The organism is Methylobacterium tardum, from assembly GCF_023546765.1.
Taxonomy (GTDB): Bacteria; Pseudomonadota; Alphaproteobacteria; order Rhizobiales; family Beijerinckiaceae; genus Methylobacterium; species Methylobacterium tardum.
The window spans coordinates 239922-252772 of the sequence record NZ_CP097484.1; the positions used below are offsets into that span (position 1 = coordinate 239922).

Annotated in this window: 14 protein-coding genes; 9 read left to right on the forward strand and 5 right to left on the reverse strand. The window is 70.0% G+C overall.

Features of this window, described 5'->3' with window-relative positions; genetic code table 11:
- Positions 1-45: 45 nt before the first annotated feature.
- On the forward strand, positions 46-426 hold the full coding sequence (locus M6G65_RS01175) for a plastocyanin/azurin family copper-binding protein (protein ID WP_238198604.1): 381 nt from the start codon (positions 46-48) through the stop codon (positions 424-426).
- A gap of 16 nt (positions 427-442) precedes the next feature.
- On the opposite strand, the gene M6G65_RS01180 is transcribed toward M6G65_RS01175, so the two are convergent.
- Entirely contained in the window at positions 443-1717 is a 1275-nt protein-coding gene (locus tag M6G65_RS01180) for an efflux RND transporter periplasmic adaptor subunit (RefSeq protein WP_250103466.1), read from the reverse strand.
- A 92-nt stretch (positions 1718-1809) separates the two neighbouring features.
- The gene (locus M6G65_RS01185; RefSeq protein WP_250103467.1) at positions 1810-2514 is read right to left on the reverse strand and encodes a sulfate transporter family protein; all 705 of its coding nucleotides are present in this window, start codon (positions 2512-2514) and stop codon (positions 1810-1812) included.
- A gap of 125 nt (positions 2515-2639) precedes the next feature.
- Between M6G65_RS01185 and M6G65_RS01190 the strand changes: the two genes are divergently transcribed.
- Both M6G65_RS01190 and M6G65_RS01195 read left to right on the forward strand, forming a co-directional pair.
- The gene (locus M6G65_RS01190; RefSeq protein ID WP_430929537.1) at positions 2640-3977 is read left to right on the forward strand and encodes a flavin monoamine oxidase family protein; all 1338 of its coding nucleotides are present in this window, start codon (positions 2640-2642) and stop codon (positions 3975-3977) included.
- 87 nt (positions 3978-4064) lie between these two features.
- Entirely contained in the window at positions 4065-4688 is a 624-nt protein-coding gene (locus tag M6G65_RS01195; RefSeq protein ID WP_238198599.1) for a Crp/Fnr family transcriptional regulator, read from the forward strand.
- Positions 4689-4707: 19 nt separating this feature from the next.
- On the opposite strand, the gene M6G65_RS01200 is transcribed toward M6G65_RS01195, so the two are convergent.
- Positions 4708-5706 (reverse strand): 2-hydroxyacid dehydrogenase, encoded by a 999-nt coding sequence (locus M6G65_RS01200; RefSeq protein ID WP_012319641.1) that lies wholly within the window; start codon positions 5704-5706, stop codon positions 4708-4710.
- 288 nt (positions 5707-5994) lie between these two features.
- On the opposite strand from M6G65_RS01200, the gene M6G65_RS01205 reads away from it, so the two are divergent.
- Positions 5995-6558, forward strand: a complete 564-nt coding sequence (locus M6G65_RS01205) for an SH3 domain-containing protein (RefSeq protein WP_238198597.1) — start codon at positions 5995-5997, stop codon at positions 6556-6558.
- Between the two features lie 269 nt (positions 6559-6827).
- Here the strand turns inward: M6G65_RS01205 and irr are convergent, their stop codons facing one another.
- On the reverse strand, positions 6828-7343 hold the full coding sequence (irr, locus tag M6G65_RS01210) for a Fur family transcriptional regulator Irr (RefSeq protein ID WP_238198595.1): 516 nt from the start codon (positions 7341-7343) through the stop codon (positions 6828-6830).
- Between the two features lie 203 nt (positions 7344-7546).
- Between irr and fabA the strand changes: the two genes are divergently transcribed.
- The 3 genes from fabA (at position 7547) to fabI (ending at position 10647) form a co-directional block, all read left to right on the forward strand.
- A complete protein-coding gene (fabA, locus tag M6G65_RS01215) occupies positions 7547-8083 on the forward strand; it encodes a 3-hydroxyacyl-[acyl-carrier-protein] dehydratase FabA (RefSeq protein ID WP_238198593.1) in 537 nt (178 codons plus the stop codon).
- A 139-nt stretch (positions 8084-8222) separates the two neighbouring features.
- Complete coding sequence (fabB, locus tag M6G65_RS01220; protein ID WP_250103468.1) at positions 8223-9449, forward strand: beta-ketoacyl-ACP synthase I; 1227 nt, start codon at positions 8223-8225, stop codon at positions 9447-9449.
- Between the two features lie 367 nt (positions 9450-9816).
- A complete protein-coding gene (fabI, locus tag M6G65_RS01225) occupies positions 9817-10647 on the forward strand; it encodes an enoyl-ACP reductase FabI (protein ID WP_250103469.1) in 831 nt (276 codons plus the stop codon).
- A gap of 6 nt (positions 10648-10653) precedes the next feature.
- Here the strand turns inward: fabI and M6G65_RS01230 are convergent, their stop codons facing one another.
- Positions 10654-10905, reverse strand: a complete 252-nt coding sequence (locus tag M6G65_RS01230; protein ID WP_238198591.1) for a hypothetical protein — start codon at positions 10903-10905, stop codon at positions 10654-10656.
- A 136-nt stretch (positions 10906-11041) separates the two neighbouring features.
- Between M6G65_RS01230 and M6G65_RS01235 the strand changes: the two genes are divergently transcribed.
- Together M6G65_RS01235 and M6G65_RS01240 are read left to right on the forward strand one after the other, a co-directional pair.
- Positions 11042-11281 (forward strand): hypothetical protein, encoded by a 240-nt coding sequence (locus tag M6G65_RS01235; RefSeq protein WP_192707085.1) that lies wholly within the window; start codon positions 11042-11044, stop codon positions 11279-11281.
- Positions 11282-11333: 52 nt separating this feature from the next.
- Positions 11334-12845 carry a DUF6880 family protein gene (locus M6G65_RS01240; protein WP_238198589.1) on the forward strand — a complete coding sequence of 504 codons (1512 nt, stop codon included), beginning with the start codon at positions 11334-11336 and terminating at the stop codon, positions 12843-12845.
- The last annotated feature ends 6 nt before the right edge of the window (positions 12846-12851 follow it).

Sequence of the window (12851 nt, forward strand, 5' to 3'; positions counted from 1 at the left end):
CAATGAAAAGTCGGCTAGGCTGATCCTCAGAACCCGAGGAATAGCATGTTGGCCAATCAATTCCGGTTCTTTGTTTCCCCCCGGCTCTCGCGGAGAGCGGTGCCCGTTGTGTCGGCGCTGGCCCTCGGGGTGGGGTGCGGGTTGCTGCTGGCCGGACAGATCCAGGCCTCGGCGATCGCTGTCTCGCAGAAAGGCCGGATGTTCCATCCCGGCAACCTCGCGGTCACCCGCGGCGAGACGGTGACATTCGTGAACGACGACAGCGACCTGCTGCATCATGTCTTCGTCGAATCCGACACGTTCAGCTTCGATTCCGGGGACCAGGAACCCGGCAGCCGAACGCCGGTCACCTTCACCGAGCGCGGCACGTTTCAGGTGCTCTGCGGCATCCATCCCAAGATGAAGCTGGTCGTCCGGGTGGATTGAGGCGGCAGGGCCGCGATCAGCGCTGGGCCGAGCGCAGCGGTGCTGCCTCCGGGTTCGACTTGAGCCGCTCGATCGCCTGGCCATCCCGAAGTTCGGGCGCCGGGCTGTAGATGATCTGGCTGTCGGCCGGCAGACCGGATTCAAGCTCCAACGTCCGCCCGAGATCGCGCTGGACCTGGACCGTCCGCCACTTCACCCGGCCGTCAGGGCCCACCTCGGCGACCTGCAGGCCGTTGCTGTTGAACACGGTCGCCTCGGCCGGGACCGCCACGCTGGGCGCTTTGCGCGGGATTTTCAGGGTCACGTAGGCGTAGAGCCCGGCCCGCAGCAGGCGGTCGGGATTGGGCACATCCACCTGCGTCGTCAGGGTGCGCGAGGCGGCGTTCAGGGCGACCGAGCTGCGCTCGACGAACCCGCCGAAGGTCTTGCCCGGCATCTGGGGAACCGTGATCACCGCCTGAACGCCGGGCTTCACGCCGACCGCGTCGTTCTGCGGGACATTCACGGTGATGCGCAGGGTATTGTCCTGGTCGATGCTGAGAAGCGGCGTGCCACCGTTATCAGCCCGGACCAGATCGCCGACATCAACGTTTCGGACCGTGACCACGCCGTCGAACGGCGCGACCACTCGCTCGAACGCCGTCAGCGCCTTCAGCCGGTCGGCGACGGCCTCCTGAGCCTTGATGTTGGCGGTCGCGACCTTCACGCCGGCCTCGGCGGCGGCCAGCGTCGCCGCCTGGGATAGCACGCCCGCCTGCGCGTTGTCGGCGTTCTGCCGGGACGCCCAACCCTGGACGGCGAGCGTCGTGGTCCGGTTGTTGGTGAGGTTGGCGAGATCCACGTTGGCGCGCGCCTGCTCGACCTGAGCCTGCGCCTGAAGCAGCTGTGCCTTCAACTGGCCGACCTGAGCCTCGGCCTGGGCGAGCTGCTGGTCGAGGTCGGGCGCTGCGATCCGCAGGAGCAGGTCGCCGCCCTTGACCCGCGAGCCGATATCGACGCGGCGCTCGGCGATGTAGCCGGTGGCGCGGGCGGCGATCGCCGCCGTCGTGAAGGCCTGCATCTCACCGGGTAGCACGAGATCGAGTGGGCCCTCGGCCCGCTCGGCCGTGACCGTGCGCACCTGCGGGACCAGATCCCTGATCGCCTCCAGCGTCGCGGTCGCCTCGGCATCCCGCTGCCAATGCCCGTAGGCGCCCCAGGCGAGGAGACCCGCTCCGGCGAGCACGACGAGCAGGAACGGCAGCTTGCCGGGCGGGGGCGGAACATCCTCGCCCGCGTCGTGCGCCTTCATCGATCGGCTCTCCGCCCGGACCCTCGGCCGGGACTCGCAACGTAGCGGCCTCGGAGCAGCCCCGCCAGAGTGGGCTTTGGCCGCATCGCCCGCTAGGTGAGCCGCGGCCCCGCCGCGAGCGCGCGCCGGCTGAGCCGCTTGTGCAGGTGGACCATCAGGGCGATCCCGAACAGCGGAGTCAGAAGGTTGAGGATCGGCACCACCATCATGGCGGCGAGCAGGCAGCCGGCGCCGAGCGTCCGGACCGCGAAGACGCGGCGCATCTCGGCCGCCTCGGGGAGAGGCCGGAACCGGGCGGCCGCCATCTCGAAATACTCGCGGGCGAGCAGATAGGCGTTCGCCCCGAAGAAGGCCGCGATGCCGATGACCGGAACGAAGAAGATCACCAAAGCCGCGAGGTTGACGAGGAGCGTCACGCCCGCGAAGCGCACAGCGTAGAGCATGGCGGTGCCGAAGGGCATGGCCCGGCCGGGCGGATCGTCGGGGAAGTCGGTGCGCTCGACGATCTCGGCCGCATCGCCGAGGAAGAACCCGGCCACGAGGATCGAGACCGCCGGCATCAGGTAGGCCAGCACGACCACGAGGCCGAAACCCGCCAGGTAGTAGGCGAGGCTGTCGAGGATCGGGTACTGGGCTGAGATGTGGTGGCTCGCCTGGAACAGCTGGATCAGCCGGGTCAGCCCGAGCCAGACCAGGGCCAGGAGGCCGAGCGTCAGGCCGAGGGACTTCCAGAGGATCGCCCGCATGGGCGGCGAGAAGGTTTGGCGCAAAGCCGCCGCGGCGGACTCGGCGAGCATCGGGCGATAGGTCCGGCCTGCGCCGGTCGCGGCGCGGCTGCGTTGTGAAACGGGGCGGCACCGGGCGCAAGGTCGATGCCGTCGCAAGGGCGCGGGTACGGGGAAGACGTGTGCAGGATGCAGCGGTGACGGTCACGATCCCATCGGCTCCCAGCGCGCGGAGCGCGGATCCGCCACGCGGGCCGGCCTACCGGCCGCGGCTCGCGCCGTTGCCCGCGGCGCCGGAGGTGCTGGTGATCGGGGCGGGGGCGGCCGGGATCGGCGCGGCCCGGGCGCTCGTCGCGCGGGGCGTCCCAGTTGCGGTGTTGGAAGCGCGCGACCGGGTCGGCGGTCGTGCCCACACGGTGTCGCTGCGCGGCCATGCTCTCGATCTCGGGGCCCATTGGCTCCATGCGGGCCCGATCAACCCGCTGGTGGCGCTAGGCCGGGCGCGCGGGGAGCGGCTGCGCCGGGCGCCGCAGGACAGCCATGTCTGGGTCGATGGCCGTCGCGGGCGGGCCGACGAGGTGCGGGCCAATGGCCGGGCGTTCGCGCGGGCCGACCAGGCGATGACCCGCGGCGCCGCGCAGCCCGGCGCCGACCGGCCGGCGCGCAGCGCGCTGCCGCCCGGGCTCGGGCCCTGGGGGTCGCGGGTGGCGCAGGTGCACGGGCTCGTCTCCGGGCGGCCGCTGGACGAGGTCTCGCTCCACGACTTCCCGAGCCTGGAATACAGCGACAATTTCTTCCTCGCCGACGGCTACGGCAGCTATCTCGCCCGCCTCGCCGACAAGCTGCCGGTGGCGCTCGCGACGCCGGTCACGCGGATCGACTGGTCGGGCGGTCGCGTCCGCGTCACCGCTGCGGACGGTGCCGTGCATGCGGCCCGTGCGGTGATCGTCACCGTGCCGATGATGGTTCTGCGCGACGGGCCGAGCTTCACGCCGCCTCTGCCGAACGCGGTCCGCGCCGCGATCGACGGCTTCACCACGGGCATCTACGAGCACGCGGTGCTGCACTGGCCGTCGAGCCCTTTCCGGGGCCGCGACCGGCTGGCGGCGATCCACGGACGGCGGCACGCGCCGCCCGGACTGCTCACCCGGATCGACGGCACGCCGTTCCACTATTACGAGCTCGATCTCCACGAGGCCGCCGCCATCGATGCGGCCGGGTCGGGGCCGGACGGCGTTCGCCGGCATGTCCGCGCGGTTCTGGCCGACCTGTTCGGCCGGGCGCGGCTGCGCGACCTGACGATCCCGGCGGTGAGCACGTGGCGCCACGACCCATGGTCCCGGGGATCCTGGGCCGTGGTCCCGCCGGGCCACGCGCCGGCGCGGCACTTCCTGCGCGAGCCCCTCGGTGACACGGTCTGGTTCGCCGGGGAGGCGCTGTCGCGCGAGCAGTGGGGCACGGTGGGCGGCGCCTACGAGGAGGGCACCCGCGCTGCCGAGGCCGTCGCCGAGCGTATCCGCGCGGGCACAGCCTGAGATGCGCACGCCCGTCCGGCGGCCGAGCGGCTTGCCGCAGCCGGGCAAGACGGGCATCCCCCGGACACTTCGCTTCAGGGGGCGGCCATGGATTGGATCGAGGGGATCGGCTACCTCGGCACCGTATTGACCATCTCGGCCACCGCGATGAGCACGATGATCCCGCTGCGGATCATCTCGCTCTGCGCGAGCTGCGCGGTGATCACCTACGGGATCCTGATCGGCAGCATGCCGGTCGTGCTCACCGAGCTGATCCAGATGCCGTTCAACGCGTACCGGCTCTGGCAGATGCTCCGCCTCGTCCGCGACGTGGAGACGGCCGCCGACGGCGACCTGTCCCTTGAGTGGCTGCGGCCGTTCGGCTCGCGGCGCCCGTTCGGGATCGGCGAGGTGGTGTTCCGCAAGGGCGATACCGCCGACGAGATGTACTACATCGAGAGCGGCGCGTTCCGGATCCCGGAAGTCGGCATCGAGATGCGCAAGGGCGGCATCGTCGGCGAGCTGGGCCTGCTGGCGCCGGGCAACGCACGCACCGCCTCCCTGGTCTGCGTGGAGGCCGGCCACGCGCTGTGCGTGTCCTATTCCGACGTCAAGCAGCTCTATTATCAGAACCCGGAATTCGGCTTCTACTTCCTGAAGCTGACCAGCGAGCGCCTGTTCCAGAGCGGCCAGCGCTCGCCGGAGCCCGCGACCGCGGCCGACACCCTGTAGGGGCGCCGGCCCACTCCGGTCAGAGCATGCTCGGCAGGATCCGGTCCGGCGGCCGGTGGCCGTCCATGAAGGTCTTGATGTTGATGATGACCTTCTCGCCCATATCGGTGCGGCTCTCGTAGGTCGCCGAGCCCATATGCGGCAGCAGGACCACCTTGCCCTGGCGGGCGAGCTTGACCAGCCGCGGGCTGACCGCAGGCTCCTGCTCGAACACGTCGAGGCCGGCCGCCGAGATCTCGCCACCCTCGATCAATCGGGCCAGCGCGTTCTCGTCGATCACCTCGCCGCGGGCGGTGTTGACCACGACCGCCTCGGGCTTGAGCAGCTTGAGCCGCCGCGCCGACAGCAGATGGTAGGTCGCCGGCGTGTGCGGGCAGTTGACCGACACGATGTCGACCCGCGCCAGCATCTGGTCGAGGGATTCCCAGTAGGTGGCGTCGAGCGCGCTCTCGATCGCCGCCGGGACGCGGCGCCGGTTGTGATAATGGACCTGCAGGCCGAAGGCCCTGGCGCGCTTGGCCAGCGCTTGGCCGATCCGACCCATGCCGACGATGCCGAGGCGCTTGCCGGTGATCCGCCGGCCGAGCATCCAGGTCGGCGACCAGCCGGTGGTCCACTCGTCGTCCGGAATGATCCGCGCGCCTTCAGTGACCCGGCGGGCCACGGCGAGGATCAGCGCCATCGTCATGTCGGCGGTGTCCTCGGTCAGCACGCCGGGCGTGTTGGTGACCGTGATGCCCCGCTCCAGCGCTGCCGCCACGTCGATGTGATCGACGCCGTTGCCGAAATTGGCGATCAGGCGGAGGTTCGGGCCGGCCTGGGCGATCAGCCCGGCATCGATCTCGTCGGTCACGGTGGGGACGAGCACGTCGGCCTCGCGCAGGGCCGACGCCATCGCGTCCGGCGCCATCGGCGCGTCCTCGGAATTGAGCCGGACGTCGAACAGCTCGCGCATCCGCGTCTCGACGGCATCCGGCAGGCGCCGCGTCACGACCACCAGCGGCTTGCGCTTCGACACGTCTCTCTCCCCGTCGGCCCCGCGGCCCTGATTTCAGCTCGTGTCCGGCGGCTCGGGCCCGGACCGCTTCCCGCAAGCGTCCGTTAACCGAACTCGGCCAGACAGGATCGATCACGAGGCGCCGGTCCCGGAGCCTGTTTCGACCCATCGGCCTCTCTACCAGAGGTGGGCCGGAACACAATCGGAAGCCGGCCCGGCCCGCTTGCCGAACGCGTCCCGCATGCCGAACGCGTCCGCACGTGGCATGGCCGGCGCCCACCATCGTCACGTCCGGAGCGGGATTGGACCATGCGCGTGTCACGCCTCACCTTCGCCGTCGCGGCGCTGCTGTTGGGCAGTCCCGCGACCGTCACCGTGGCCGCGCCATCCGCCCCGCCCGAGGCGGGCGTCGGGCCGGTCACCAAGCTGCCGCTGCCGCGCTACGCGAGCCTCAAGACCGATCGCGTCAACCTCCGCGAGGGTCCGTCCAAGGATCACCGCACCCTGTGGGTGTTCCAGCGCGCCGGATTGCCGGTAGAGATCGTCGGCGAATTCGAGACGTGGCGCCGGATCCGGGATTCGGAAGGGACCGAGGGCTGGGTGCTGCACTCGCTGCTCTCGGGACGGCGCACCGCCATCGTCAATGCCGGCCCCGACAAGGGGGCCGAGAAGGCGGCCGTCTCGCTGCGCACCCGCGCCGATGACGGCGCCGAGGACGCGGCACGGCTTCAGACCGGCGTAATCGGCAGCGTGAAGAACTGCACCGGGACATGGTGCCGCCTGATCGTCGCCCTCCCGAACAAGCGGGATGTGGACGGCTACATCCGGCAGAACCGCCTCTGGGGCGTCTACCCGAACGAAGTGGTGGAGTAGGGGTTTTCAGGCGAGTGCGGGCGGTCTCGTTCCGGACGCGACGACCGCCGATTTCTCGAAACCCGGCGCTCGCCCGTCAGCACCGCGTCATCCCGGGGCCGCGCAGCGGAATCCGGGATCCATAAACACAGGTCGCTCAAAGTCTTGCACGCGTCGGCGGCTCAGGATTTCGGGCTCGCCTACGGCGACCCGGAATGACGCGGCGATTGAACGGCCGTCGAATGACCGCCGGAGAAGGACGCGCCGAAGACCAACGGCGCAACCTCCGTTCAGCTCTGGCGGCGACCGGCCGGCCGGCTACGGCGCAGGCGGACGATGACCTCGACGCCGGCAATCTCCATGCCCTCGGGCGCCTCGGGAAGCGAGTCGACCGTGATGCCGCAATCCGGCATGTCGATCACCTGGCTCTCGTCCTCGAGATAGAAGTGGTGATGCTCGCTCGGGTTCGTGTCGAAATAGGCCTTCGACCCGTCGAGCGCGAGCTGGCGCAGAAGCCCGGCCTCGGTGAATTGGTGCAGCGTGTTGTAGACGGTCGCCAGCGACACCGGCACCTTGGCGCGCATGGCCTCGTCGTAGAGCATCTCAGCCGTCAGGTGGCGGTCACCCCGGCCGAACAGCAGCCAGCCCAGGGACAGACGCTGCCGCGTCGGCCTCAGGCCGGCGCGACGCAGGCGGTCGCGCAGGTCGGACAGCGGGCAGCCGCGGCGCGGAGTCCCGTTGGGCTCCAGCTGGGGGGCTGGGACCCGGCCGTTGAAGACGGCCTGGAATGGCACCGATTCGGACATCGCTGGACTGAACGCTCGACTGGGGGCCTGAAGGAACGGACTTCCATTTAGTATATTGAAGTGGTCAGGCTGTCGCAACCCGAGCGTCGCCGCACCCCTGCCGGGGCGGTTGATGACTTTAACGGTGCGTCGCCCCGTGCTAACCCGCGCGCCGAACGACCGGGCGCGCATCGTCCGACAGATCCGAGGAAACAGCCGCCTACATGCCGCCAGACGCCGAGACACCCGTGCAGAGCGCGAACCGCCGGTCGCACTATTCCTACGAGGATCTTCTGGCCTGCGGGCGCGGTGAACTCTTCGGACCGGGCAACGCGCAGCTGCCGCTGCCGCCGATGCTGATGTTCGACCGGATCACGTCGATCGCGACCGATGGCGGCGCCCACGGCAAGGGGCACGTCACGGCCGAGCTCGATATCCGACCCGACCTCTGGTTCTTCCCCTGCCACTTCCAGGGCGATCCGGTGATGCCGGGCTGCCTGGGCCTCGACGCGCTGTGGCAGATGCTCGGCTTCCACCTCGGATGGCTCGGCTCGCCCGGCCGCGGCCGCGCCCTCGGGGTAGGCGAGGTCAAGCTCGCCGGGCAGGTGCTGCCGTCGATCAAGAGGGTGGTCTACAACGTCGACGTGAAGCGCGTCCGGCAGGGCAAGCTCGTGCTCGGGATCGGCGACGGCTGGCTCGAAGCCGATGGCGAGCGCGTCTACCAAGTGCAGGACATGCGGGTCGGCCTGTTCCAGAGCTGAGCAGGCTCCGCGAGGCTGCGGTTTACGGCTCGGCTGCAACGCCGAGCGCTTTCGGCTGTTGAGATTGTGTCCGCGTCACCTTAGCTGACCGGAACGCGGCACGGGCAACCGAAGCCGCGACGGAGGTAGTGTCACCATCATGCGCCGCGTCGTCATCACCGGGATGGGCATCGTCTCATCCATCGGCAACAACACGCAGGAGGTGCTCGCCTCCCTGCGCGAGGCCCGCTCGGGCATCGCGCGTGACGCCAGCTACGCCGAGCACGGCTTCCGGAGTCAGGTCTCCGGGGCGCCGACCCTCGATCCGGAGGGCGTGGTGGACCGGCGCGCCATGCGCTTCCACGGCGGCGGCACCGCCTGGAATCACGTCGCCATGGATCAGGCGATCCAGGATGCGGGCTTGGATCAGGGCGACATCTCGAACGAGCGCACCGGCATCATCATGGGCTCTGGCGGCCCCTCGACCCGCGTGATCGCCGAGGCCGCTGCGACGGCCCGCGAGAAGGGCCCGAAGCGCATCGGCCCGTTCGCCGTTCCCAAGGCGATGTCGCCGACCGCTTCGGCGACGCTGGCGACGTGGTTCAAGATCCGCGGCGTGAACTACTCGATCTCGTCCGCCTGCGCGACGTCGAACCACTGCATCGGCAATGCTGCCGAGATCATCCAGGGTGGCCGGCAGGACATCATCTTCGCTGGCGGCTGCGAGGATCTCGACTGGACCCTGTCGGTGCTGTTCGACGCGATGGGCGCGATGTCGTCGAAGTACAACGATACGCCCGCCCGCGCGTCGCGTGCCTACGACGCCAACCGCGACGGCTTCGTCATCGCGGGCGGCGCCGGCGTGCTGGTGCTTGAGGAGCTGGAACACGCCAAGGCCCGCGGCGCGCGAATCTACGGCGAAGTGGCAGGCTACGGCGCCACCTCGGATGGGCACGACATGGTCGCGCCGTCAGGGGAGGGCGCCGTGCGCTGCATGCGTCAGGCCCTGGACGGGCTGAAGGGGGCGCGGATCGACTACATCAACCCGCACGCCACCTCGACGCCCGTGGGCGACGACAAGGAGATCGAGGCGATCCGCGAGGTGTTCGGCCGCGGCGAGGCCTGCCCGCCGATCTCGGCCACCAAGTCGCTGACCGGCCATTCGCTCGGAGCGACCGGCGTGCAGGAAGCGATCTACAGCCTGCTGATGATGAACAACGGTTTCATCTGCGAGAGCGCGCATATCGACGAGCTCGATCCCGCCTTCGCCGACATGCCGATCCTGCGCAAGCGCCGGGACGACGCCAAGCTCGGTCACGTGCTGACCAACTCGTTCGGCTTCGGCGGCACCAACGCGACGCTGGTCCTCAAGCACGTCGACGCCTGACAGAGCGGCATCCGGAACCGCCGCTCGAGAGCGGCGTTTACCGGATGTTGAGAGGCGATGGTGGCGATGGGGACCTTCATCTTCGGAACTTTAGGTGGGCTGGTGATCGCCGGTTGCGCCGCGATCTACGCCGGCAGACCCTGATCGAAGAGGCGCAGTCCGAAACGGACGGGCATTTCTGAGCCCATCCAGCACCTCGTGAACGCCCCGCCCGAACGGCGGGGCTTTTTTTGGCCGCTCGCGGGGCTCGGCCGGTTTGGATCGAGCGGCGAGCCGCGCTAAGGCACGCTGTCGCGGTTCGGTCGTTCCGGTCGTGGCCCGTCCCGGTGTCGTCGGGGCGGCGTCCTCGTTCGAGATGTGAGTCGGCATGACGGGTTTGATGGCGGGCAGGCGCGGCCTGATCATGGGTGTCGCCAACGATCACTCGATCGCCTGGGGCATAGCCAAGGCTCTCCACGACCAGGGCGCTCAGCTCGCCTTCACCTACCAGGGTGACGCCCTGGGCCGGCGCGTGGCGCCGCTCGCCGCGAAGCTCGATTCGGACATCGTCCTGCCCTGCGACGTGGAGGACCTGGCCTCCGTGGACGCGACCTTCGAAGCCCTGGACGCGCGGTTCGACGGCGGCCTCGACTTCGTGGTCCACGCCATCGGCTTCTCCGACAAGGCGCAGCTCAAGGGCCGGTACGTGGACGTCACCACGCGCGAGAATTTCGTGCGGACGATGACGATCTCGTGCTTCTCCTTCACGGAGATCGCCCAGCGCGCGGCCAAGCGCATGACCAACGGCGGCTCGCTGCTGACCCTGACCTATGGCGGCGCCACGCGGGTCATGCCGAACTACAACGTCATGGGCGTCGCCAAGGCCGCGCTGGAGGCGTCGGTGCGCTATCTCGCGAGCGATCTCGGGCCGGACGGCATCCGGGTGAACGCGCTCTCGGCCGGGCCGATGCGGACGCTTGCCGGCGCGGGCATCGCCGACGCGCGGCTGATGTTCAACCACCAGCGGGCCCACGCGCCTCTGCGCCGGACGGTCAGCCTGGAGGATGTCGGCGGCTCGGCGCTCTACCTGCTCTCGCCGCTCTCCGGCGGCGTCACCGGCGAAGTCCACTTCGCCGATGCCGGCTACAACATCATCTCGATGCCGCGGCCGGACGTGCTTCAGGCACAGGACGCGGCCGGTGTCGTCGGCGATTCCTGAGGCCGCTCACTCCTCCGGGATGCGCCCCGGGGGCAGAGGGGCCTGTCCGCCGCGCTCGCCGCGGGTGACCCGACGCTGGCGCTCGGCGCGGACATCCTCGGCCGACGGCGGCGCGGACGGATAATTCGACGCGAACGGGTTCGGCGGCGTGCCCCGCGACGAGCCGCCGAAGAGCTTATCGAGGAAGCCTTCCTCAGCGGCGGCGGGCTGCGCGGCCAGGATGAGGGCGAGCGCGAAGATCTGTCGTATCGGCATCATCGTCGTCAGCAGGCGGAGACCCGGCGTCGATAACCTCACTTTCGGGCGGATCGGAGGCTGAAAGCCGCGCGGCCTGGAACCCCGGCGCCTGCGGCGGGTTCGCGGACAGCAATTCCAGCTGCGTACGGGAGGCGTAATGTCCGAGGTTACCTATCGCATCGTCGAACACGACGGCGGCTTCGCCTACAAGGTGGGTGACGTCTTCTCCGAAACCTTCCCCAGCCGCGAGGAGGCGCTGCAGGCGGCTCAGGCGGCGGCGGCGGAGCAGCAGGTCCCGGGCTCGACGGAAGGCATCCGCTACCAGGACCAGGCCGGCGGCTGGCACGACGAGACCGCGCAGGGCAACGACCGGCCGCGCGCCAAGGTCGTGGAGTAAGTTCGCGGGACCGAGCGGCCATGCGCGATCCTGCTGACGGACGGGGACCGACGTGGCGCGCGCCCGGGCCGTGAAGCCGGCGGCGCGCGCCGAGACTCCGAAGGCGCGCGCCCTGCCGAAGGGCGCGCGTCGCACAACCCCGACCCCCGAGACGCTGGCGGCGCTCGGGCCGGATCGCCTCATCGCGCTGATCCTCGGGGAGACGGCGCGCAATCCCGCCTTCAAGAAGCTGGTGAGCGCGGCCCTCGCTTCGCTGCAAGGACCGGATGCCGTCGCAGCGATCGTCGACCGGCGGCTCACCGCCCTCGAAGGCGCCCAGTCCTATATCGACTGGCAGAAGCGCCGCACCTTCACCGCCGATCTCAACGCGACGGTGACGGTGATCCTCAACGAGCTGCGTCCGCTCGATCCCGCCGCCGCCCTCGACCGGCTGAGGCGCTTCCTCGACGGAGCCGATGCCGTCCTGAACCGTGTCGATGACAGCAACGGTACGATCCAGGGCGTCTTCGAGCGGGCCTCCGACGCCTTCGTGGAGATCGCGGCCGGGCTCCCGCCGGAGGATACCGCCCGAGTGGCGGCCAGCCTCGTGGCCTCCTTCGGCGACGACCCTTTCGGCCCTCTGGGTTCCGTCCTCGCCGACATGGTGCCCAAGCTCGCCGAGGACGCACTCGCCGATATCGATTCCCGCCTCGCGCAGGCGGCTGCGGCTCTTCCGAAAACCGGCAATCCGCGCAGCGAGGCGAGCTCTCGCCGGGAGGCGGCGCGCGCTCAGATCGTGCGCCTGCGCCAGGCCATCGCCGACCGCCGGGGCGATCCGGATGCCTACATCGCCCTGGAGACCGCGATCCTGCCGGGCCGCGAGAACCGGGTCGAGGTCGCACGCCGTCTTCTCGACGCCGGGCGCGCGGTCGAGGCGCTCGATTGGATCCGACGGATGCAGGATCCCGGCCTCCGCATCGCCACCCGGGCCGATCTGATCGCGGGCTTCGACCTGCGCGGGCCGGAGCGTGAGCGGCAGGCGCTGGAGATCGAGGTGCTCGAGAAGCTCGGCCGGACCGAGGAGGCGCAGGCGCTGCGCTGGGCCCGGTTCGAGCGTGATCTCGATGCGCCGATGCTACGCACCTTTCTGGCCAAGCTTCCGGATTTTGACGACGAGGAGGCGCTCCAGCGGGCCCTTGATCATGCCGAGACTTTCCCGCAGCCCCATCGCGCGCTGGCCTTCCTGGCTGCGTGGCCCGATCTGCGCCGCGCCGCGAAGCTGGTGACGGAGCGGCCGACGGTCTGGCAAGGCGACCAGTACGCCGTCCTGGCGCCGGCCGCCGACGCCCTTGCCCAGGACCATCCGCTTCCCGCGACGATCCTGTACCGCCGGCTTCTCGACGGCATCCTCGAATTTGGGCGCAGCGCGGCCTACACTCACGGGGCGCGCTACCTCACGGAACTGGACGGTCTGGCCGGGCGCTTGGAGCCCGGCGCGATCAGCCCGGACCCGCAGGCCTATCGTGAGGCGCTACGGCGCGAGCACGGCCGCAAGCATGCCTTCTGGAACCTCGTCAGAGACTGAGTTGGT